General features: G+C 59.7%; 23 protein-coding genes. 14 read left to right on the top strand and 9 right to left on the bottom strand.

Features of this window, described 5'->3' with window-relative positions; genetic code table 11:
• Positions 1 to 121: 121 nt before the first annotated feature.
• From typA to ppa, 3 genes are all read left to right on the top strand, one after another.
• Entirely contained in the window at positions 122 to 1,942 is a 1,821-nt protein-coding gene (gene typA, locus ASD54_RS19000) for a translational GTPase TypA (RefSeq protein WP_062556294.1), read from the top strand.
• 172 nt (positions 1,943 to 2,114) lie between these two features.
• The gene (locus ASD54_RS18995) at positions 2,115 to 2,621 is read left to right on the top strand and encodes a GNAT family N-acetyltransferase (protein WP_062556122.1); all 507 of its coding nucleotides are present in this window, start codon (positions 2,115 to 2,117) and stop codon (positions 2,619 to 2,621) included.
• Positions 2,622 to 2,723: 102 nt separating this feature from the next.
• Positions 2,724 to 3,257, top strand: a complete 534-nt coding sequence (gene ppa / locus ASD54_RS18990) for an inorganic diphosphatase (RefSeq protein WP_062556121.1) — start codon at positions 2,724 to 2,726, stop codon at positions 3,255 to 3,257.
• On the opposite strand, the gene ASD54_RS18985 is transcribed toward ppa, so the two are convergent.
• Positions 3,258 to 3,581, bottom strand: a complete 324-nt coding sequence (locus ASD54_RS18985) for a DUF167 domain-containing protein (RefSeq protein WP_062556120.1) — start codon at positions 3,579 to 3,581, stop codon at positions 3,258 to 3,260.
• Positions 3,578 to 3,871: a YggT family protein gene (locus tag ASD54_RS18980; RefSeq protein ID WP_062556119.1), complete on the bottom strand. Its 294-nt coding sequence runs from the start codon at positions 3,869 to 3,871 to the stop codon at positions 3,578 to 3,580. The genes ASD54_RS18985 and ASD54_RS18980 overlap by 4 nt, the downstream gene beginning before the upstream one ends.
• Before the next feature lie 135 nt (positions 3,872 to 4,006).
• Between ASD54_RS18980 and ASD54_RS18975 the strand changes: the two genes are divergently transcribed.
• Positions 4,007 to 5,245 (top strand): MFS transporter, encoded by a 1,239-nt coding sequence (locus ASD54_RS18975; protein ID WP_062556118.1) that lies wholly within the window; start codon positions 4,007 to 4,009, stop codon positions 5,243 to 5,245.
• Between the two features lie 3 nt (positions 5,246 to 5,248).
• On the opposite strand, the gene ASD54_RS18970 is transcribed toward ASD54_RS18975, so the two are convergent.
• The 6 genes from ASD54_RS18970 to hemC form a co-directional block, all read right to left on the bottom strand.
• The gene (locus ASD54_RS18970; protein ID WP_062556117.1) at positions 5,249 to 6,010 is read right to left on the bottom strand and encodes a glutamine amidotransferase; all 762 of its coding nucleotides are present in this window, start codon (positions 6,008 to 6,010) and stop codon (positions 5,249 to 5,251) included.
• Positions 6,011 to 6,023: 13 nt separating this feature from the next.
• On the bottom strand, positions 6,024 to 6,500 hold the full coding sequence (locus ASD54_RS18965) for a TerB family tellurite resistance protein (protein WP_062556293.1): 477 nt from the start codon (positions 6,498 to 6,500) through the stop codon (positions 6,024 to 6,026).
• 8 nt (positions 6,501 to 6,508) lie between these two features.
• Entirely contained in the window at positions 6,509 to 8,125 is a 1,617-nt protein-coding gene (locus ASD54_RS18960) for a heme biosynthesis protein HemY (protein WP_062556116.1), read from the bottom strand.
• A gap of 11 nt (positions 8,126 to 8,136) precedes the next feature.
• A complete protein-coding gene (locus ASD54_RS18955) occupies positions 8,137 to 9,504 on the bottom strand; it encodes a hypothetical protein (RefSeq protein ID WP_062556115.1) in 1,368 nt (455 codons plus the stop codon).
• 88 nt (positions 9,505 to 9,592) lie between these two features.
• Positions 9,593 to 10,279 carry a uroporphyrinogen-III synthase gene (locus tag ASD54_RS18950; protein ID WP_162249594.1) on the bottom strand — a complete coding sequence of 229 codons (687 nt, stop codon included), beginning with the start codon at positions 10,277 to 10,279 and terminating at the stop codon, positions 9,593 to 9,595.
• A gap of 18 nt (positions 10,280 to 10,297) precedes the next feature.
• Positions 10,298 to 11,227: a hydroxymethylbilane synthase gene (gene hemC / locus ASD54_RS18945; RefSeq protein ID WP_062556113.1), complete on the bottom strand. Its 930-nt coding sequence runs from the start codon at positions 11,225 to 11,227 to the stop codon at positions 10,298 to 10,300.
• Between the two features lie 81 nt (positions 11,228 to 11,308).
• Between hemC and tsaD the strand changes: the two genes are divergently transcribed.
• From tsaD to ASD54_RS18920, 5 genes are read left to right on the top strand one after another with little or no spacing between them, the layout of a single operon-like run.
• Positions 11,309 to 12,403 carry a tRNA (adenosine(37)-N6)-threonylcarbamoyltransferase complex transferase subunit TsaD gene (tsaD, locus tag ASD54_RS18940; RefSeq protein WP_062556112.1) on the top strand — a complete coding sequence of 365 codons (1,095 nt, stop codon included), beginning with the start codon at positions 11,309 to 11,311 and terminating at the stop codon, positions 12,401 to 12,403.
• Positions 12,400 to 13,389 carry an NAD(P)H-dependent glycerol-3-phosphate dehydrogenase gene (locus ASD54_RS18935; protein ID WP_062556111.1) on the top strand — a complete coding sequence of 330 codons (990 nt, stop codon included), beginning with the start codon at positions 12,400 to 12,402 and terminating at the stop codon, positions 13,387 to 13,389. The genes tsaD and ASD54_RS18935 overlap by 4 nt, the downstream gene beginning before the upstream one ends.
• Before the next feature lie 24 nt (positions 13,390 to 13,413).
• Positions 13,414 to 13,710 (top strand): YciI-like protein, encoded by a 297-nt coding sequence (locus ASD54_RS18930; RefSeq protein ID WP_062556110.1) that lies wholly within the window; start codon positions 13,414 to 13,416, stop codon positions 13,708 to 13,710.
• Positions 13,711 to 13,715: 5 nt separating this feature from the next.
• Positions 13,716 to 14,159, top strand: coding sequence for an EVE domain-containing protein (locus ASD54_RS18925; RefSeq protein WP_062556109.1), 444 nt, complete (start codon positions 13,716 to 13,718; stop codon positions 14,157 to 14,159).
• Positions 14,160 to 14,166: 7 nt separating this feature from the next.
• Complete coding sequence (locus tag ASD54_RS18920; protein WP_062556108.1) at positions 14,167 to 14,820, top strand: methyltransferase; 654 nt, start codon at positions 14,167 to 14,169, stop codon at positions 14,818 to 14,820.
• Here the strand turns inward: ASD54_RS18920 and ASD54_RS18915 are convergent, their stop codons facing one another.
• Positions 14,821 to 15,291 carry a hypothetical protein gene (locus tag ASD54_RS18915; protein WP_156379295.1) on the bottom strand — a complete coding sequence of 157 codons (471 nt, stop codon included), beginning with the start codon at positions 15,289 to 15,291 and terminating at the stop codon, positions 14,821 to 14,823. It lies immediately after the preceding gene.
• Between the two features lie 294 nt (positions 15,292 to 15,585).
• On the opposite strand from ASD54_RS18915, the gene sdhC reads away from it, so the two are divergent.
• The 5 genes from sdhC to ASD54_RS18890 are packed head-to-tail and all read left to right on the top strand — an operon-like array spanning position 15,586 to position 19,920.
• Positions 15,586 to 15,978 carry a succinate dehydrogenase, cytochrome b556 subunit gene (sdhC, locus tag ASD54_RS18910; protein ID WP_062556106.1) on the top strand — a complete coding sequence of 131 codons (393 nt, stop codon included), beginning with the start codon at positions 15,586 to 15,588 and terminating at the stop codon, positions 15,976 to 15,978.
• An 11-nt stretch (positions 15,979 to 15,989) separates the two neighbouring features.
• Positions 15,990 to 16,370 (top strand): succinate dehydrogenase, hydrophobic membrane anchor protein, encoded by a 381-nt coding sequence (sdhD, locus tag ASD54_RS18905; protein ID WP_062556105.1) that lies wholly within the window; start codon positions 15,990 to 15,992, stop codon positions 16,368 to 16,370.
• A 6-nt stretch (positions 16,371 to 16,376) separates the two neighbouring features.
• A complete protein-coding gene (sdhA, locus tag ASD54_RS18900) occupies positions 16,377 to 18,218 on the top strand; it encodes a succinate dehydrogenase flavoprotein subunit (RefSeq protein WP_062556104.1) in 1,842 nt (613 codons plus the stop codon).
• 3 nt (positions 18,219 to 18,221) lie between these two features.
• The gene (locus ASD54_RS18895) at positions 18,222 to 19,148 is read left to right on the top strand and encodes a glycosyltransferase family 25 protein (protein ID WP_062556103.1); all 927 of its coding nucleotides are present in this window, start codon (positions 18,222 to 18,224) and stop codon (positions 19,146 to 19,148) included.
• Positions 19,141 to 19,920: a succinate dehydrogenase iron-sulfur subunit gene (locus ASD54_RS18890; RefSeq protein WP_062556102.1), complete on the top strand. Its 780-nt coding sequence runs from the start codon at positions 19,141 to 19,143 to the stop codon at positions 19,918 to 19,920. Before ASD54_RS18895 ends, ASD54_RS18890 begins: the two co-directional genes overlap by 8 nt.
• Positions 19,921 to 20,060 lie beyond the last annotated feature (140 nt).

Here is a 20,060-nt window from a genome sequence, read left to right as displayed (position 1 = left end):
TTAACTGTTCCGGTCCCGCCCCCTTTCGCGTTTGCGAAAAACAGGCTATGAGCGCGCCAACGAAAATTGGCGCGTTCTCATTATTGATGGTTCAAGCGCCGCAGCTTCAGAGATTTTTGATATGGCACTACGCAACATCGCGATCATCGCGCACGTTGACCATGGGAAAACGACCCTCGTCGACGAACTCCTGAAACAGTCGGGCTCCTTCCGTGAAAACCAGCGCGTTGCAGAACGCGTGATGGACAGCAACGACCTGGAAAAAGAGCGCGGCATCACGATTCTTGCCAAGGCGACCTCTGTCGAGTGGAAGGGTGTTCGCATCAACATCGTCGACACCCCCGGCCACGCCGACTTTGGCGGTGAAGTCGAGCGTATTCTCTCGATGGTGGACGGCGCAATCGTGCTGGTCGACAGCTCCGAAGGCCCGATGCCGCAGACGAAGTTTGTTGTCTCCAAGGCTCTGAAGGTTGGTCTTCGCCCGATCGTGGCGATCAACAAGATCGACCGTCCGGATGGCCGCCATGAGGAAGTCATCAACGAAGTGTTCGACCTGTTCGCCAACCTGGACGCAACGGACGAGCAGCTCGACTTCCCGATCCTCTACGGTTCGGGCCGTGATGGCTGGATGAACTTCAATCCGGAAGGCCCGAAGGATGAGGGTCTCGCACCGCTTCTCGATCTCGTGCTGAAGCACGTGCCGGAGCCGACCGTCGAAGAAGGCCCGTTCCGCATGATCGGCACGATCCTGGAAGCCAACAACTTCCTCGGCCGTATCATCACCGGCCGTATCGCGTCGGGTTCCATCAAGCCGAACCAGGCTGTGAAGGTTCTGGGTCAGGACGGCAAGACGATCGAAACCGGTCGTATTTCCAAGATCCTTGCCTTCCGTGGTATCGAGCGCACGGCAATCGACGAAGCCCATGCGGGCGATATCGTGGCCATCGCCGGTCTTTCCAAGGGAACTGTTGCCGACACGTTCTGCGATCCGTCGGTCACGGAAGCCATGACGGCCCAGCCAATCGATCCGCCGACCGTCACCATGTCCTTCATCGTCAATGACAGCCCACTGGCTGGCACGGAAGGCGACAAGGTGACGAGCCGCGTCATCCGCGACCGTCTGTTGAAGGAAGCCGAAGGCAACGTCGCCCTGAAGATCGAAGAAGCCGAAGGCAAGGATTCCTTCTTCGTGTCCGGTCGCGGCGAATTGCAGCTCGCGGTTCTCATCGAAACCATGCGTCGTGAAGGCTTCGAACTGGCCGTGTCGCGTCCGCGCGTCGTCATGCACAAGGACGAAACAACCGGTGAAACGATGGAGCCGATCGAAGAAGTCGTTATCGACGTCGACGAAGAGCATTCCGGCGTGGTCGTGCAGAAGATGTCCGAGCGCAAGGCCGAAATGACGGAACTGCGCCCCTCCGGCGGCAACCGCATCCGCCTGAAATTCCTGGCACCGACCCGTGGTCTTATCGGCTATCAGTCGGAACTGCTGACGGATACGCGTGGTACCGCGATCATGAACCGCCTGTTCCACAGCTACCAGCCGTTCAAGGGTGCCATTGCTGGCCGCAACAACGGTGTTCTTCTGTCGAACGGTTCCGGTGAAGCGGTTGCCTACGCCATGTTCAACCTGGAAGATCGCGGCCCGATGATCATCGAGCCGGGTGAAAAGGTGTATCAGGGCATGATCATCGGCATTCACTCCCGCGACAACGATCTGGAAGTGAACGTACTGAAGGGCAAGCAGCTGACCAACATCCGCGCTGCCGGCAAGGACGAAGCCGTCAAGCTCACGCCGCCGATCCGCATGACGCTGGACCGCGCGCTGTCCTGGATCCAGGACGACGAGTTGATGGAAGTGACGCCAAAGTCGATCCGTCTGCGCAAGATGTATCTCGATCCGAATGATCGCAAGCGTTTCGAGAAGCAGAAGATCGCCTGATCGATTTCGACAGGTTTGAATTGTGGAAGGGCTTCGGTATCAACCGGGGCCCTTTTTCGTGGGCAGTGGTCGCTCCCGTCTTGTGGGGAAGGTTAAGAATGCGTTAACTTCATGGGGCACGGATGAGGCGTGCGGCGCACCTGGATTGCGTCAGACATGAGTGAGCACGGTCATGAAGACACTAACCATTGACGTCCGACGCGCAGAACCCAACGATGCGACAGCGGTTTCCGAGGTTCACCGGGAAGCGTGGTCTCAAGCCTATGCAGGCCTCATTCCGCACAGGCAGTTGACGGAGATGCTGGAGCGTCGAGGTGAAGCCTGGTGGCGTCGGGCGACACGGGGACCGGCAACGCTGCTGGTGCTGGACGTTGCCGGTACGATTGCAGGCTATGCAACGGTTGGTCTCAATCGCGCACGGGCGCTGCCGCAGGACGGGGAAATCTACGAAATCTATCTGCGTCCTGAGTTTCAGGGTATCGGCATGGGCCGCAAGCTGTTCGGCGAGTCCTGCCGTCTTCTGCGCTCGCTGGGCTGCAAGGGTCTCGTGGTCTGGTGCCTTGAAGACAGCGAGCACGCCGTGCGTTTCTTCCGTCGGCACGGAGGCCAGGATATGGTCGAAGGCATGGAAGGTTTTGGCGAGGTGAACCTGCGAAAGCTGGGCTTCGTCTGGTCCTGACACTGCAGCGGTTCAAAGCCGCTTCTTCGCACATGGTCGTGTTGCAATGCGGCGGTTTTCCCAGTATCGAGGCGTCACTATTCAACGCACTCGGGGAGAACCATGCGTATCGATGCGATCAAGATCGGCAAGAACCCGCCGGACGACGTGAATGTCATCGTAGAAGTGCCAGTCGGCGGCCATCCCATCAAGTATGAGATGGACAAGGATGCAGGCGCTTTGATCGTTGACCGCTTCCTTTACACCCCGATGACCTATCCGGGGAACTACGGCTTCGTGCCGCATACGCTGTCTGAAGATGGCGATCCGGTGGACGTTCTCATCTGCAACACACGTCCGCTGATCCCGGGCTGCGTGATCAATGTTCGCCCGATCGGCGTCATGATCATGGAAGACGATGGCGGCAAGGATGAGAAGATCATTGCCGTGCCGGTGCCGAAGCTGACTCGCCGTTATGACAAGATCGAGAACTACACCGATCTGCCGGAAATCACGCTGAAGCAGATCGAACACTTCTTCGAGCACTACAAGGATCTGGAGCCCGGCAAGTGGGTGAAGATCGGTGGCTGGCAGGATGTGACGGTTGCCAAGCGGCTGATCGTCGAAGCGATCGAGCGTTACAACGCACAGAAGTGATCAGTCAGCCAGAAGGCTCTTGATCTTGCTTTGCAAATCCTCCGGGTCGCCTTCGATCCGGAGGATTTTTTTGCGCGATGTTTCGCCGGAAATGAATGAGATCGAGGATTTCGGAACACGAAGCCATTTGGCAAGCAGCTGGACCAGCGCCTTGTTGGCCTTGCCATCTTCCGGGACCGAAGTCACGCGGGCGCGCAGCCAGCATTCGCCATCATCGCCGGTCTCTCGCCCCTCCACGGCATCGCGCGAGGCATTGGGCGTCAGCCTCACACTCAGCCGAATGTGGTCAGCATAGGCACTGACCGGATGGCCTGCGTCGCTCACCGAATGAACATCGGAGCGATGGATGTCCAGAGCAGCGAGCGGAGGAAGAAGATGATGAGCAGCAGGATCACCGGCGAGATATCGATACCGCCGAGGTTCGGCATGAAGCGACGAATGGGGCGCAAGGCCGGTTCGGTCAGGTTATACAGCATCGTTCCGATGGTATTGACGACCTGGTTGCTCGAATTGATGACGTTGAACGCAAACAGCCACGAGAAGATGGCACTGAGGATCAGGACCCAGGTATAAAGGTTCAAAGCCAGATCGATGGTCTGAAACAGCGCGAGCATTCATATCTCCATTTCTCGGTTGACAGACATTTAGCTATTGACGACTTAAGCCACAAGGGCTGACCCTCGGCCCATTGCGAATCATAGTGAACGGCGTTCCGTTTCTGTCGGGAGCGTTGCGAAAGCCAAGCATCCATGTCCATTACCGCCTCAGCTGATCGCTTTGCCGCATTCCGGCATTCCGCCTATGCGCGCTTCTTCTTCTCGCGCTTCCTGGCAGCCTTTGCGATCCAGATCGTCAGCGTATCCGTCGGCTGGCAGATGTATGATGTGACCGGCAATGCTCTCTATCTCGGGCTCATCGGCCTTTTTCAGTTCTTGCCGTCGCCTTTGCTGATCCTCGTGACGGGCTCCGTGGCCGATCGCTACAACAGACGCGCCATCGTCGCGATCTGCCTCGGGATTGGTGGTTTATGCACGGCGGCCTTGCTGGGCTTGACCCTGACGCATAGTTTCTCGCCCTGGCCTGTTTTCGGGATCCTGGTGGTTTTCGGCATAGAGCGCGCCTTCATGGGGCCCGCCGTACAGTCGCTCGCGCCGAACCTTGTGCCGGAGGCGGACCTGCCCAACGCGATTGCCTGGAACTCTTCCTCCTGGCAGACGGCCTCGATCCTTGGGCCTGTCGCTGGAGGTTTGCTTTACGGTGTCAGCCCGGTTGCCGCTTACAGCGTCGCTCTCTTCTTCATGGCGGCAGGAATGGTGCTGATCATCAGCATCCCGAAGCCGAACCAGCGCACGGCGTCGAAGGCGGTCAGCTGGAACACGATCCTTGCAGGTTTCCGCTTCATCTTCAGCGAAAAGGTGGTGCTGGGGGCGATATCGCTCGATCTGTTTGCGGTTCTGCTGGGCGGTGCTGTTGCTCTCATGCCAGTGTTCGCCCGGGATATTCTGGCGCTCGGACCATGGGGTCTAGGCTTGCTGCGCGCAGCTCCCGGCATCGGGGCGCTTGTTGTCGCCGTGCTTCTGGCTGCCTATCCGATCCGTCACCATGCGGGCCTGCTGATGTTTGTCGGCGTCGGACTGTTCGGGGCAGGGACCATTGTATTCGGTTTGTCGCAAGTCGCCTGGCTCTCGATCGCCGCGCTGATGCTGATGGGTGCGTCGGACATGATCTCAGTCTATGTGCGTGAGAGCCTCATCATGCTGTGGACGCCGGATGAGGTGCGCGGCCGGGTGAACGCCGTGAACATGGTCTTTGTCGGTGCGTCGAACGAGCTTGGCGAATTCCGTGCGGGCACAATGGCGCATTTGATCGGCGCTGTCCCGGCGGTCGTGGTCGGCGGTTTCGGAACTCTGGCGGTTGCCATTATCTGGGCGATCGGCTTCCCGAAACTGCGTCGGATCGATAATCTCGATGCGCCGAGCGATCGATAGCGCCTATACGCTTTCCAGGTTCGGTTTGACGGGCTGCGCCGTCTCAAAAGCTGGCTTGTCGAAGACGAGATCGAGAAAATTCCAAAGCCATGCGCGTAACGGTGCATCGAAGATCATCCGGCCTTCCAGATGCTCCCGGCCTTGTTGCGCATTGGGCATGGTGAAGCGCGATGCGCCGCGCACCACCCAGCTGTGCATCATGGCCCGTGTCAGTTCTGCGTGGAACTGGACGCCCCAGGCATTTTCGCCATAGCGGATGGCCTGATGCGGATAAGCATCGCCCTCTGCCAGAAGCTTGACCCCGCGTGGGACATCGAAACCTTCTCGATGGAAATGGTATACCATGGATGGCCAGTCCATCAGCAGGCGGCCATGCGCCGTGGGGCGGATGGGATACCAGCCGATCTCGGTCATGCCTTCCCGGTCCGGACCAACATTTCCGCCCAGGTTTTTCACCATCATCTGTGCGCCGAGACAGATTCCGAGATAGGGCTTGTTTTCTTTCAGGGGAACCGAGATCCAGTCGATCTCTGTCTTCACAAAAGGTTCCGGATCGTTGGCGCTCATCGGGCCGCCGAAGATGACCGCGCCTGCGTGACCTGCTAGGGTATCGGGTAGCGGATCACCGAGGACTGGTCGGCGAATGTCAAGCGGGTAGCCCTTTTCCGTCAGCATCTGGCCGACGCGACCGGGAGAAGAGCGTTCCTGATGCAGAACGACGAGAATGGGTTGCTTTTCAGTTCGACGGTTAGGCACCATCAGCATCGACGACCAATCCTTAATCTCCTCCCGCATCCTTTCCTACCGTCCGAGCCGCCACTTTCTGCCGCTCCGTTACTCTATCCCGCGCCGAAACCCCCAGAAGATCGGCAATACGCCAGATCACATGGTCCTCCATCTCGCTGCGCTCGCCATCGGCATAGACCAGATCCCAGAGGGCTCCGATCAGTGCGACGCATTCGTCGGGATTTAGATGTCGCTTAAGATCGGAGGTAAAACGATAATAGTCAACCGCTTCCGACCCTGCGGAGCGCCCTGCTTCCATCAGGCTATCGAGATGCGACTTGTCCAGCTGGTAGCGTTCGCGCAGCATATCTTCCAGGCGCAGCTTCTCCTTGTCTGAAATGGAGCCATCGGCCTCCATCACCTGGAAGCAGAGGGCTGCGAAGGCCACGCGCGGATCGTCCGGGGAATAGGCATCATCCGGACGCCCAACCCCGAGTTCCTGAAAAAATTCCTGAATTCGTTCGAACATCAGCATGGTCAAAACAGCCGCAGTCTGGTTGCGCTTGAAGTGGAAGCCGTTTCATCCTTGACGCCTGGGTCATCCGGCGGACGACCGTTGAACGGATCCGGCGCCTTTATCTCTTCCACGGGTGGGGTCGAGGGCTTTGAATGGGCGGGACTTGCGGCGGAAGGCTGGATGACCTCCAGTTTGACCGGCTTTTGTGGTGCCGGCTTGATGGCTGAAGATACCGTCGACGGTTCGGGTTCAGGTGCCTGCTCCCCTGTGCTCGATTGAGCGATGACCGGCGGAAGATTTGCGATGGCCGTTTCGGCTGTAACTGTGCCTTCCTCGACCGGACCTTCGAGCTGTCCGAAGGGCCGCTTCCATTCGAACGCATCAAGCCTTCCTGTCACGGGCGAGACCGGCAGCCAATGGTCCGATACAAAACCATCTGCCACCCAAGCCTGGTCGCGCGGGGCGCGAACCGCCTGCGCCATCCAGTGGCGAATGCGGCCCTGATCACCGGTTTCTGCATCCTCGATATCGGCCAGAAGCAGATAGATGCCTTCTCTCGGATCCATACGAAGTGCTGCTTGCGCCTTTTCGCGCGCAAGTTTGAAATCCTGTTTGTCCAGCGCGGCTTGCGCCATGATCAGAAGCGATTCCGGGTTGTTGGGTTTGAGCTTCTCCAGCCGCTCGGCGCGCAACATACGATCCGCCGCACTGTCGCCGGGACGGGCGCGGAGATAGAGCATGCCCACATCCGGGTGGGGTTGGTGTTTCCAGAGACCCTCAAGGACATTTGCAGCCTTGCGCAGATTGTCTTCCCGAAGATAAGCCTTGGCGGCGATGATGCCCGCCGGAACAAGATCCTTCGCGAGCTTCAAAGCGGCATTTGCATCGTCTTTTGCCCCCTTTGGGTCGCCTTCGAGCCGTTCTGTGGCGCGGGCGGTGAGAAGCACGGCCTTCAGACGGTCTGCCCGCTTCCGCTCGATGACATTGGCCACCTTCTGCTGGTCGAGCAGGCGAATGGCCTCTTCCCATCGCGCAGACTGCGAGCGGTATTCGAGGGTCGCCTCAGCGGCCCAGGGCAGATAGGGGGCATTCTCGACGGCTGCTTCCGCGTATTGCCGTGCTGCTTCGTTGGCGCCCAGCCGACGCGCTTCCATGTAAAGGCCGCGCAGACCCAGTTCCCGCGTTTCGGGATCATCGGCCATTCGCTCGAACTTTTCGCGGGCTTCCTCGTGACGACCCTCGATGAGCGCCGTCTGCGCTTCCAGCAGGTGAATGAGCGGCTCCTGATCCGCCCGCAACAGGCCACGGGCGCGAGCGGTCATCTTGCGCGCCAGAAGCGCGTTGCCAGCACCGGCGGCAATAAGGCCGGTCGAGAGCGCCTGATAGCCGCGATCCCGCTTGCGCGCACGGAAGAAGCGGCGCACCGAATGCGGAGAGGTCCAGATTGTCTGGATCAGCCACCAGACGAACATGACCGCGCCGATGAGTGCAACCAGCGCCGTGGCGGCAACCATGATGCTGGTCTCGATCAACTGGTCCTGCCAGGTGATGGCAATCAGGCCGGGGCGATCTGCCAGCCAGGAAAAGCCCCAACCGAGGGCAAGAGTAACGATCGCGAAGATAAACAGACGGATCATTCAGATGCTCCTCAACCGTTCGAACCACTGGCAGCCATGGCACGTGTCAGCGTCCCGGCAGCGAGTTCATCCACGTCTATGCGCGCATCGAGTGCCTGTTTGTAGGCTGAGGCTGCCTGCTTTGCTGCATCCGGCAGGCCGTTGAACTCCGCTGCTGCGGCCTTCAGGTCGCCATTCTTGATGCGCTCTTCCATGCGGGCCACGCGCGCTTCCGGCGTATCGCCGTCGACATCTCCAACCGGACGAACCTTCACTACGCGCATGGCGCTCGACATCAGGCGCGCTGCTATGCCTTCCTCAGCGGCGGGCTGGTGAATGGCATCGATCATGGCATTTGCAGCGGCAGGAAAGCGGCGGACCAGATCGGCGCGAGTCGGTACACCCTTGTCCGCGTAGGCTTGCAGTTTCGAGGCTGCCGGATCGTCGGTTGCCACGCTCGCAAAGGTATCGAGTTCAGCCTTGAACGAGCCGCCTCTGTCCGTTGCGGCCTTCAGCCCTGCCGCAGCCAGTGCGCGGGCAATGGCCTGCTCCCGGCCCGGCTGGGTGATCCGCTGTTCAAGCGCCTGCATGCGCTGGCCAAGCTTGGCGCTGTTATCGCCCATGGCGGCACTGGCGGATTTTGCCGCGGCCAGATCTCGCTGCAGGCTTTCCACCTGTTGGGCAAGCTCAGCATTTCCGCCACCGTTCTTTTCAAGTGCCGCAATGCGCGCGGTCAGATCTGCCGGAGGCTTGGCGGTCTGGAGAGCGGCGACCTGTTGACGCAATTGGTCGATAGCCGCTGCATCGCCACGCCCTTGCGGGCCGAGACCGGGAATAATGCCCGCATACTGCATGCTTCCGGCAAGCAGAAGCGCAACAAGACCGCCTGCAATGCCAGCGGCGATCATGGCAGATGTGGAGGGTGATTTTTTCGAGGTCTCGCCTGCGTGATTGGAAGCCAGAGGCGCAGTCGTCGACGATGCTGGCGACACAGGAGCCTCAGGCTGTGTTTCCGCTGCCTGACTGAAGGGCGACGGATTTTGCTCGGAGGAGGCGATGTCCGCAGGCTTCAGCGTGTCATTCAATGTCGCTGGCGCGCCGGCGGAAGAGGCCGGATCGGCTTCTGACCCGAGTTTGGCCGGTGGTGCGTCGGGAGCGGTTGCTTCGCCTGATGCCGGGGCGCTTTGTGCGGGCGCATCGTCTGCTGCCGACGTGGTTTGCGTGATGGCGTCGGCGGTCGCATGGTCGGCCACGGGGTCGACCGGTGTGCTCGCAGTCGGCTCGTCCGTGTCATTGGCGCGCACGGGTTCGGCGATGATGCCCTTGTCCTCGGCCGCCAGATCAAGTGTGACTGGGGTCTTTCCCGAACGGGAGCGGCGGGGCGGCTTATCCGAAACCATGGCAACCTCTTCTAGAACTGTTCCAGCTCAAAACTAGTCAGCCGGATGGATGATGGAAAGGGGCTCGAGGGATTTTGGTTCCGGTTGTTCAAGAAAGGAGAGCGAACAGCGCCTCTTCCGTTGGCAGGCTGGCAACCGAAACCTTCATTTTCGTCGCTTCGCCAAGGCTGCGGGCAACTTTACCGCTGAGGCACAGGGCGCGGCAGTTTTGCCAGAAGTCAGGATTATCCCTAACCAATGGTTGCTCCATGAACAGCCGCGCTGCTTCGCTTGAATACAAAAGGACCGCATCGGGAGCTGTTTCCAGCACTTGCACCTCAGAACGTATCCAGACAAGCGGTAGCATCTCATAACAGACGGTGGTGGAGAAGCGGATGCCCGCAGCGGTGAGGCCCTGTTCAAGATCCGGTGAACGCGGATGCCCTGCCAGATAGAGAAGATCCTGACGCTTGAGGTCAATTAACAAACGGGCAAGGCCTTCGCCGGTGCCATCTGCAACCGTGACGGTGCGAAATCCGGCGTGACGCACTTCATCTGCCGTTGCAGAGCCGACCGCAAAGACCGGAACGCCGAAATATGCGGAAAGGTCGAGTTTGGAAATCGCCCGCACAGCTTCAGCGCTGGTGACGACCAGCGCAGAACAGGGGCGAGCGAGCGCTTTTCCTGCGTCTTCAGGCAGATGATGCGGGCGTGTGAGCGGCAGGATGAGAGGTTGATGACCAAGCTTGTGCAGTCTTTCTGCCGTGCGTTCAGCACTCTGCCGTGGTCGGGTCACCAATACCCGCATATCCCACTACACCCAGCCTTCGAAGAAACCTGTGCCAGCCGCTTCCCGCACCGTCGTTCCGGCCTTCACGCCGATGGTGCCCGCATCGATGCGCGGACCTTCCATCTGAACAGCGTGCTCTTTCGTGCCATCCGGTGTCAGGATCAGGCCGGAGAACTTCAGGTTATCGCCATCGCAAACCGCATAGCCGGCGATGGGTGTGCGGCAGGAGCCATCCAGTGCGGCGAGAAAGGCGCGTTCGCAGGAAACGGCATCCCAGGTGGGGCGATGATTGATCGCGTCGAGCAGTTCCAGCACACGCCGGTCGCCGATGCGGCTTTCGATGCAGATCGCGCCTTGCGCCGGTGCTGGCGGAAATTCGGCCGGGTCCATCAATTCGGTGGCAACATCCGGCATGGACAGACGATTCAATCCGGCGAGTGCCAGAAGCGTGGCATCCACCTGACCTTCCTCCAGCTTGCGCAGGCGCGTTTCCACCAGGCCGCGGAAGATGATGACCGAGATATCCGGACGGCGGCGGCGAATGAGGGCCTGGCGGCGCAGCGACGATGAGCCGATGGTTGCACCTTCTGGCAGTTCCATCAGCGTCGGTGCCGTGCGACCGATGAAGGCATCGCGAAAATCCTCGCGCGGCAGATAGGCCGAGATCTCAAGCCCGGGAGGCAGAAGCGTCGGCATGTCCTTGGAGGAATGAACGGCAAAATCCAGCTCTCCGGTCAGGAGTTGTGCCTCCAGTTCTTCGGTGAACAGCCCCTTGCCGCCGACTTCCGCCAGCGACCGGTCGGTGATGCGGTCACCCTTGGTGGAGAGAACGACGATCTCAAACATCTCTTCCGGCAGGTTGTGCGCAGCCATCAGGCGGGCGCGCGTTTCGGAAGCCTGTGCAAGTGCCAGCGGGCTGCCGCGGGTGCCAATGCGGAAAGGTTTTGTTTGCATCTGTCGTCATCCATTGTTACGCGATAGCTTCGTAAACGGGTTTCGCCCGCATCGCAATTCATCCAAAGACGTCTGGCCTTTATGACACGCCCTCTTCGCATTCTCGGCATCGAAACAAGCTGCGATGAGACAGCTGCTTCCATTGTGGTGCGCCATGAGGACGGGCGCGGCGAGATTATCTCCGATGTCGTTTTGTCGCAGCTGGAAGAGCACAGCGCTTTCGGAGGCGTGGTGCCTGAAATCGCGGCGCGTGCCCATGTCGAGGCTCTTGATGGCCTGATCGAGGAAGCTCTCTCCCGCGCAGGTATCAAACTGTCAGATGTGGATGCGGTTGCAGCGACGGCCGGTCCGGGCCTTATCGGCGGACTTCTGGTGGGGCTGATGACCGGCAAAGCGATTGCCATGTCAGCCAACAAGCCACTCTATGCGGTCAACCATCTGGAAGGCCACGCGTTGACGGCACGTCTGACGGATGGTCTCGGTTTTCCCTATCTGATGCTGCTCGTCTCCGGCGGTCACACCCAACTCGTGCTGGTGAAGGGCGTTGGCGATTACGAGCGCTGGGGCACGACGATTGATGATGCCTTGGGCGAAGCCTTCGACAAGACAGCCAAGCTTCTTGGGCTTCCCTATCCCGGCGGTCCGGCGGTGGAGAAAGCAGCACGCACCGGCGATTCCACGCGATTCGATTTTCCGCGTCCTCTGGTCGGGGAAGCGCGGCTCGATTTTTCGTTTTCGGGTCTGAAGACGGCGGTGCGGCAGGCGGCAACCGCCATCCAGCCACTGACTGAGCAGGATATCGCCGATATCTGCGCCTCCTTCCAACGCGCCATCTCACGAACCTTGAAGGACCGGATCGGACGTGGGCTTGCGCGCTTTCGCGAGCGTTTTCCCGCGCTTTCCGAGCCTTCGCTTGTGGTGGCGGGCGGCGTGGCGGCCAATCAGGTTATCCGATCCACGCTGCAGGATCTGTGCAACGAGCATCGCTTTGCCTTCATCGCGCCGCCATTGAACCTGTGTACCGATAATGCCGCCATGATTGCCTGGGCCGGGTTGGAACGTATGGCGGCGGGTCTTCCCGCCGATCCGATTTCTGTTGCTCCGCGCTCTCGCTGGCCACTCGACAATGAAGCGGCCGCCCTCATCGGGTCCGGCAAGCGGGGAGCAAAGGCATGAGCGAACGGGAAAACATCGTCGTTGTCGGAGCAGGAAGTTTCGGAACGGCGCTGGCAACGGTGATGGCGCTGGAAGGCCGCGTGCCGGTGACCCTGATCGGGCGGGATCCATCCCTGATGGCGGATCTGCGCAATGATCGGGTCCACAATGCAGCGCTTCCCGGCGTGCCGCTGCCAGATAATCTTGTCTTTTCCGCTGAGCCCGATGCGCTGGAAGAGGCAAGCATCGTGCTGTTTGCAATGCCCTCCCAGGCGCATGCGGATGCGGCACGCCACTATGGGCCCTACATCCGGTCCGAGACCATCATCGTTTCGTGCGCCAAGGGGATCGAGCGTTCTTCGGGCCGTTTGCTGACGGAGGTGCTGGGCCATGAATTGCCGCATCACTCGGCTGCCGTTCTCTCCGGTCCAGGCTTTGCGGCGGATATTGCCCGCGGTCTGCCGACTGCAATGGCCGTCGCTGCTGCCGATCCGGCTCTGGCGGAGCGCTTGGCGCGGGTTATCTCCGGTCGCACCTTCCGGCTCTATGCCTCTGCCGATCCGATTGGCGTTCAATTGGGTGGGGCACTGAAGAACGTGCTGGCGATTGCCTGCGGCATTGCAGAGGGAGCGGGCCTGGGTGAATCGGCGAGAGCCGCGCTCATATCGCGAGGGCTTGCGGAAATGTCCCGCCTTGCGGAAGCGCTTGGCGGTCGGGGAGAGACGATCCGCGGCCTTTCCGGTCTGGGCGATCTGGTGCTGACCGGCACCAGCCACCAATCGCGCAACCTGCGCTTCGGCATTTCGCTGGGGCAGGGGCATCCGGCGGATATGGCTGGTGGTGCGCTGGTGGAAGGCGCGTTTACCGCCGCGATTGCCTCGGATCTTGCCTCGCGCCATCACGTCGAGCTTCCAATCACCGATGCAGTTGCCGCCATCATCGAGGGCAGGCTGGATGTCACCACTGCGCTGGAGCGGCTGATGAGCCGCCCCATTACAACCGAATGATTTTTCGACAGGAGAGCATGAACCATGGCGCTTTTCGCCTTTCTCTGCACCGATAAACCCGGCCACCTGAATGTGCGCATGGAGACGCGTCCGGCGCATCTCGATCACCTCAATGCGCTGAACGAAAGGGGTATCCTGAAGATCGCCGGTCCGTTTCTGGATGCTGAAGGCAAGCCGAATGGCAGCCTGATCATTGTCGAAACGGAGACGCTTGAGGAGGCGCAGGCGCTTGCCGATGCCGATCCTTATGCCAAGGCTGGGTTGTTTTCCTCTGTCGAGGTGAAGCCCTATAACTGGGTCTTCAACAAGCCGGGAGCGTAAGCGGCATGGCTTACTGGCTGTACAAGTCCGAACCCTTCAAGTGGTCCTGGGAGATGCAGAAGGCCAAGGGCGCAGAAGGCGAAGAATGGACCGGCGTTCGCAACTATCTGGCGCGCAACAATATGCGGGCCATGAAGATTGGTGACAAAGGCTTCTTCTATCACTCCAACGAGGGGCTGGAGGTCGTCGGCATAACCGAGGTCTGCACGCTTTCTCATCCGGATTCGACTGCCGAGGGCGATCTGCGCTGGGACTGCGTGGATATACGCGCCGTCTGCGATATGCCGAAGCCCGTCTCGCTCAAGGATATCAAGGCGAACCCGAAGCTCGCCAAGATGTCTCTCGTCACCTCCATGCGGCTCTCCGTGCAGCCCGTGACGGAAGAGGAGTGGTTTGAGGTTTGCCGGATGGGCGGGCTCGATAATCCGCCGCTTTCTCCTTCTGAATAGGTGACGCCTGAAAACCGACCCGGTTGAGTTCATCCTTGCCAATACAAGCCTGACGGCGCCGCCGCATGTGCCGGAGATACGCCTGCATCTTGCCGATGAAGCGCATGATCTATGGCTGAAAACAGAGGATGAGCTGCAGCAGATAGGTCTGCAGCCGCCGTTCTGGGCCTTTGCCTGGGCGGGAGGGCAGGGGCTCGCGCGGCATGTGCTCAATCATCCGGACTGTGTGTCGGGCAAGTCTGTTCTCGATTTTGCCTCGGGCTCAGGGCTGGTGGGAATAGCGGCGGCCATGGCTGGAGCGAGCTCCGTACTGGCTGTCGATATCGACCCCTGGGCGAAAAGTGCGATTGCGCTGAACGCTGAGGTCAATGGCGTCGAGCTTGATTTCTCCGCTGAAGATCTGGTGGGACACGCAATCGATCAGGATGTCGTGCTTGCGGGAGACGTTTTCTATGATCGCGAATTTGCTGCACGCATAACCGTCTGGTTCGATGAGCTTCTGGCGCAGGGAAAGGATATCATCGTCGGCGATCCCGGTCGCTACTACCTCCCCAAGCGGCGGTTGGAGGAGCTCGGCACCTATGAAGTGCCGGTTACGCGGGCGCTGGAAGACAGCGAGATCAAGCGCACGACGGTCTGGCGATTTCTGCCTTCCGAGTGATTACGGCGAGCCGCGCACCACGCAGACCCCGTGTTCCATGGCGCAGGCCGATTTCCCATTTGTCTTGCCCGTCGGGGACACAGTGATGATCTTGGCGCCAGGGCCAACATCAGGGGCGCTCCCATTCCCGATGCCATCTGCAAAGAAGTAGATGCCGTTTCCGCGGAAGCGAACGGCGCTCAGCCCGCCTGCGAATGTGCCGAGGCCGCGGACGTAGGAAGGCAGACCGTTGCCGCCTACGACGTCACGCCGCTGATGGCCGGATTGATAATAATAGGTATTCTGAGCGCTGAAGCGATATTCGTTTCGCGGTGAACGGTGGTTCGTCCAGCTTCCGTGACGATCCGACGGACCAGACTGTTTTGCGAGGGAATTGGGTGAAGATCCCCAGACCGTATCTGCCCGCGCACTTGCCAGCGGCGCTGTCAGGCAGATTGCGACAATAAGCGCATGCTTTATCAGTCCAGCCATCATGGCTTTTCCTCTCGAATTTAAGAGTAAGTTAACCATAGTATTGGCAGAAAGTTGCATTGATCAACCCGTCATCTCGCTCGATCGTAGAAAGAGGCGATGGGAAGCATGATGCTTGCGACAGAATGCGCTGTCTCCACAATCGATTAAATTTAAAAACCTTCTGAATCCGGCTTGTGATATGCCAAATCGATGGGTAAATCAGCCGATGATGCGATGCACATACTCTATGGTGAGCATGCTGCGCCGGGACCGTGCCCGTTTCAATCACGCACGAACGCCGCGAGGATTATGATGGCGAATGTAACAAACAAGCGGCCACTGTCGCCGCACCTTCAGGTCTATCGTTTTATTCCTACCATGGCCATGTCGATCGTCCACCGCATTACCGGTGGCGCCTTGTATTTCGGCACGGTTCTGGTGGCCGCCTGGCTCGTTGCCGCCGCCTCCGGCGAGCACGCCTTCAATCAGGTGAACTGGTTCTTCGGTTCCATCGTAGGACAGCTTATCCTGTTCGGTTACACCTGGGCCATGCTGCATCATCTTCTGGGTGGCCTTCGCCACATCATGTGGGATCTGGGCTATGGTTTCGAGAAGGAATTCTCGACAAAGCTCGCCAAGGCCAATCTGGTTGCTTCGATCGCGCTCACGGTTCTCGTGTGGATCGTGGTTCTGATCGTACGGTAAGGAAACACCTTATGGATATGCGTACTCCACTCGGCAAGGTTCGCGGGCTTGGCTCCGCCAAGAGCGGCACGGAGCACTTCTGGAAAGTGCGGACAACGTCGATCGCGCTGGTTCCGCTTCTGCTGTTTTATGTCGGCTTCCTGATCATGTATGCGGGCAAGCCCTACGCAGAGGTTGTTTCAGCCCTGTCCAACCCGTTCATCGCGACGATCAATGCGCTGACGATCATTGCCTCGATCGTCCACATGAAGCTCGGCATGGAAGAAATCATTCAGGATTACATCCACACCGAAGGCACGAAGTTTGCGCTTCTGATCCTCAATTCCTTCTTTTCGCTTCTGGCCGGCGGACTCTGTCTTTTCGCCGCCCTGAAGATCGCATTCGCAGGATAACATCCAATGGCTTCGATCACACCTATTGCGCAGAACGGCAAGGCCTATACCTACGTCGATCACTCCTATGACGTGATTGTCGTGGGCGCTGGCGGCGCCGGTCTTCGCGCCACACTCGGCATGGCCGAGCAGGGCTTCAAGACGGCCTGCATCACCAAGGTCTTCCCGACCCGCAGCCACACGGTTGCGGCGCAGGGCGGTATTGCGGCCTCGCTGCAGAACATGACGCCGGACAGCTGGCAGTGGCACCTTTACGACACCGTGAAGGGTTCCGACTGGCTGGGCGACGTGGATGCCATGCAGTACATGGTCATGGAAGCGCCGAAGGCGGTCTATGAACTTGAGCACTATGGCGTGCCGTTCTCGCGTAACGAGGAAGGCAAGATCTACCAGCGTCCGTTCGGCGGCCACATGCAGAACTTCGGCGCCGGTCCGCCGGTGCAGCGTACCTGCGCGGCCGCTGACCGTACGGGCCACGCCATCCTGCACACGCTCTATGGCCAGTCGCTGAAAAACAATGCGGAATTCTTCATCGAATACTTCGCGCTCGATCTGATCATGTCCGATGACGGTCGCTGCACCGGCGTCGTGGCCTGGAACCTCGATGATGGCACGATCCACCGTTTTGCAGCCAAGATGGTCGTGCTGGCGACCGGCGGTTATGGCCGTGCCTACTTCTCGGCGACCTCTGCCCATACCTGCACGGGCGATGGCGGCGGCATGGTGGCCCGCGCCGGTTTCCCGCTTCAGGACATGGAATTCGTTCAGTTCCACCCGACCGGCATCTACGGTTCAGGCTGCCTGATCACCGAAGGTGCACGCGGCGAAGGCGGTTACCTCGTCAACTTCGAAGGCGAGCGCTTCATGGAGCGCTATGCCCCATCCGCCAAGGATCTGGCATCACGCGACGTCGTGTCTCGCTGCATGACGATGGAAATTCGCGAAGGCCGTGGCGTTGGCAAGAACAAGGACCACATCTTCCTGCATCTGGACCACCTCGATCCGGCTGTACTGCACGAGCGTCTGCCGGGCATTTCCGAGAGCGCGAAGATCTTTGCAGGTGTTGACGTGACGCGTGAGCCGATCCCGGTTCTGCCGACGGTCCACTACAACATGGGTGGCATTCCGACGAACTATTGGGGCGAAGTGCTGAACGCCGACTCCAATAATCCGGATCGTATTCTGCCCGGTCTGATGGCCGTTGGCGAAGCCGGCTGCGCATCGGTTCACGGTGCAAACCGCCTCGGCTCCAACTCGCTGATCGACCTCGTGGTCTTTGGTCGCGCCGCTGCCATCCGTGCAGCGCAGGTCGTTAATCGCGATGAGCCGATCCCGGCTCTGAATGTTGCTGCCTGCGACAAGATCATGGATCGCTTCGACGGTCTGCGTCATGCCTCCGGTGCCACGCCGACGGCGGTGCTTCGCGACAAGATGCAGCGCGCCATGCAGGAAGACGCCGCCGTGTTCCGGACGCAGGAATCGCTCGAAAGCGGTTGCCAGCGTCTCTCGTCAATCTGGACCGAAATGAAGGATCTGAAGGTCACCGACCGTTCGATGATCTGGAACTCGGATCTGGTGGAAACGCTGGAACTGCAGAACCTGATGGCCAATGCCATCACAACGGTCTATGGCGCGGAAGCCCGCAAGGAAAGCCGCGGCGCGCATGCCCGTGAGGACTACAAGGATGGTCCGATGGGCGGTCGCGATGACGAAAACTGGCGCAAGCATACGCTGGCCTGGGTTGCCGACAACGGTGACGTGAAGCTGGACTATCGTCCGGTGCACACAGACCTGATTGCCGACGGCATCGATGATGCGAAGATCGCGCCAAAGGCGCGTGTGTACTGATCGATGAGCATGGTGGTCTCCTTTCCCGGAACAGTGAATAGCGCTTCTGGTGGGAGGCCACTCGGCCTGTTCGCAATCAATCTCGATCGGTCGCCGGATCGATGGCGGCAGATCGAGGCAGGGTTCGGCAGCCTGCCATGGCCCTTGCAGAGGATTGCGGGGATCGACGCCCGGCTTGACCCGGCAGCGGTTCTGGCGGTCAGACGTTTGCCGTTGCGGGTTCCGCCCAATGCTCTGGGATGGAACGCGCATCGCAACCGCTTGTTCATGCTGACGGAGGAGGCCTGCCTGGCCGGTCACATTCTGGCATGGCGAACGTTTCTGGAATCCGAATTCGACCACGGCATCATCCTCGAAGACGATGCCGTGCCGCAGCAAGGGTTCGAGGCCGCTATCGAGGCTCTGCTCCGGCAGGGGTTCGATGCGGACATCGTCAAGCTTGAGGGCATCTATCGGCCGGGTGCGCGAAAAGCGCTGAGACTCGGCAATGCCGGAGATCGGGCGTTTGTGCGTTCTCTGCGTCCGTGTTCGGGGGCAGCCGCTTACATGCTGACGCGCAAGGCAGCGCAGCGGTTGCTGGATCGTATCGGTGATGTGCTTATGCCGGCGGATGACTTCCTCTGGGCGCCGTCCTGGCACGGATTGAAGATCGCTGATCTGTCGCCGTGGGTCGTGATGCAATCCGGTGCGGCGAGCGTCATTGCGACCGATCGCGCTGCCAAAAAGGCGGATCGGGTGCCTCCGCCAGGACGCAATGTCTGGATGGCAGTGCGCCGTGGCCTGGAAAGACTTCTGCTTCTGTGGTCTGCCACCGATGGCAAGCCCTGGAAGATGGCAAATGCAGCATTGGCGCAATGGGCGCCGAATGATTATATCAAGATGAACAGTCAGGCGGTTACCGCCGAGGATCGAAGGTCCAAAAATGGTTGAACTCGCTCTTCCAAAGAACTCCCAGATGACCGAAGGCAAGGTCTGGCCGAAGCCGACCGGTGCTACCAATGTTCGCGAATTCCGCATTTATCGCTGGAATCCGGATGATGGCCAGAATCCGCGGATCGATACCTATTTCGTCGATATCGACGATTGCGGCCCGATGGTTCTGGATGCGCTTCTCTACATCAAGAACAAGGTCGATCCGACGCTGACGCTGCGCCGTTCGTGCCGTGAAGGCATTTGCGGTTCCTGCGCCATGAACATTGATGGCTCCAACACGCTGGCCTGCACCAAGGGCATGGACGACATCAACGGGACGGTCAAGATCTACCCGCTGCCGCATATGCCGGTGGTGAAGGATCTGGTGCCGGATCTGACGAATTTCTATGCGCAGCATCGCTCGATCGAGCCGTGGCTGAAGACGGTATCGCCGACTCCTGCCAAGGAGTGGAAGCAGAGCCATGAAGACCGCCAGAAGCTCGATGGTCTCTATGAGTGCATTCTCTGCGCCTGCTGCTCGACCTCCTGTCCATCCTACTGGTGGAACGGCGACCGTTACCTCGGTCCGGCTGTCCTTCTGCAGGCCTACCGCTGGCTGATCGACAGCCGCGACGAAGCCAAGGGCGAGCGTCTCGACAATCTCGAGGATCCCTTCCGCCTCTACCGTTGCCACACCATCATGAACTGTGCGCAGACCTGTCCGAAGGGTCTAAACCCCGCCAAGGCAATTGCCGAGATCAAGAAGATGATGGTCGAGCGCCGCATCTAGTCCTGTCTTCATGGTTGACCTCGCCCTCAAATGTACCATTTGGGCGAGGTAACCGCGTGAATGCATGGTTCATTCATGCGCAATGACTTGATTTGAGACAATCATCAGCGATAATCCTTGTGCGCCGCACAGGTGTCGGT

This window comes from Rhizobium sp. Root149 (assembly GCF_001427345.1).
Lineage (GTDB): Bacteria > Pseudomonadota > Alphaproteobacteria > Rhizobiales > Rhizobiaceae > Neorhizobium > Neorhizobium rhizoryzae.
This window is presented reverse-complemented; position numbering and strand designations above follow the sequence as displayed.

Excerpts from the sequence above, each read along its gene's own strand:
- typA (WP_062556294.1), top strand. The coding sequence starts at position 122 with ATGGCACTACGCAACATCGCGATCATCGCGCACGTTGACCATGGGAAA.
- ASD54_RS18995 (WP_062556122.1), top strand. The coding sequence starts at position 2,115 with ATGAAGACACTAACCATTGACGTCCGACGCGCAGAACCCAACGATGCG.
- ppa (WP_062556121.1), top strand. The coding sequence starts at position 2,724 with ATGCGTATCGATGCGATCAAGATCGGCAAGAACCCGCCGGACGACGTG.
- ASD54_RS18980 (WP_062556119.1), bottom strand. The coding sequence starts at position 3,871 with ATGCTCGCGCTGTTTCAGACCATCGATCTGGCTTTGAACCTTTATACC.
- ASD54_RS18975 (WP_062556118.1), top strand. The coding sequence starts at position 4,007 with ATGTCCATTACCGCCTCAGCTGATCGCTTTGCCGCATTCCGGCATTCC.
- ASD54_RS18970 (WP_062556117.1), bottom strand. The coding sequence starts at position 6,010 with ATGCTGATGGTGCCTAACCGTCGAACTGAAAAGCAACCCATTCTCGTC.
- ASD54_RS18965 (WP_062556293.1), bottom strand. The coding sequence starts at position 6,500 with ATGTTCGAACGAATTCAGGAATTTTTTCAGGAACTCGGGGTTGGGCGT.
- ASD54_RS18960 (WP_062556116.1), bottom strand. The coding sequence starts at position 8,125 with ATGATCCGTCTGTTTATCTTCGCGATCGTTACTCTTGCCCTCGGTTGG.
- ASD54_RS18955 (WP_062556115.1), bottom strand. The coding sequence starts at position 9,504 with ATGGTTTCGGATAAGCCGCCCCGCCGCTCCCGTTCGGGAAAGACCCCA.
- hemC (WP_062556113.1), bottom strand. The coding sequence starts at position 11,227 with ATGCAAACAAAACCTTTCCGCATTGGCACCCGCGGCAGCCCGCTGGCA.
- tsaD (WP_062556112.1), top strand. The coding sequence starts at position 11,309 with ATGACACGCCCTCTTCGCATTCTCGGCATCGAAACAAGCTGCGATGAG.
- ASD54_RS18935 (WP_062556111.1), top strand. The coding sequence starts at position 12,400 with ATGAGCGAACGGGAAAACATCGTCGTTGTCGGAGCAGGAAGTTTCGGA.
- ASD54_RS18930 (WP_062556110.1), top strand. The coding sequence starts at position 13,414 with ATGGCGCTTTTCGCCTTTCTCTGCACCGATAAACCCGGCCACCTGAAT.
- ASD54_RS18925 (WP_062556109.1), top strand. The coding sequence starts at position 13,716 with ATGGCTTACTGGCTGTACAAGTCCGAACCCTTCAAGTGGTCCTGGGAG.
- ASD54_RS18915 (WP_156379295.1), bottom strand. The coding sequence starts at position 15,291 with ATGGCTGGACTGATAAAGCATGCGCTTATTGTCGCAATCTGCCTGACA.
- sdhC (WP_062556106.1), top strand. The coding sequence starts at position 15,586 with ATGGCGAATGTAACAAACAAGCGGCCACTGTCGCCGCACCTTCAGGTC.
- sdhD (WP_062556105.1), top strand. The coding sequence starts at position 15,990 with ATGGATATGCGTACTCCACTCGGCAAGGTTCGCGGGCTTGGCTCCGCC.
- sdhA (WP_062556104.1), top strand. The coding sequence starts at position 16,377 with ATGGCTTCGATCACACCTATTGCGCAGAACGGCAAGGCCTATACCTAC.
- ASD54_RS18895 (WP_062556103.1), top strand. The coding sequence starts at position 18,222 with ATGAGCATGGTGGTCTCCTTTCCCGGAACAGTGAATAGCGCTTCTGGT.
- ASD54_RS18890 (WP_062556102.1), top strand. The coding sequence starts at position 19,141 with ATGGTTGAACTCGCTCTTCCAAAGAACTCCCAGATGACCGAAGGCAAG.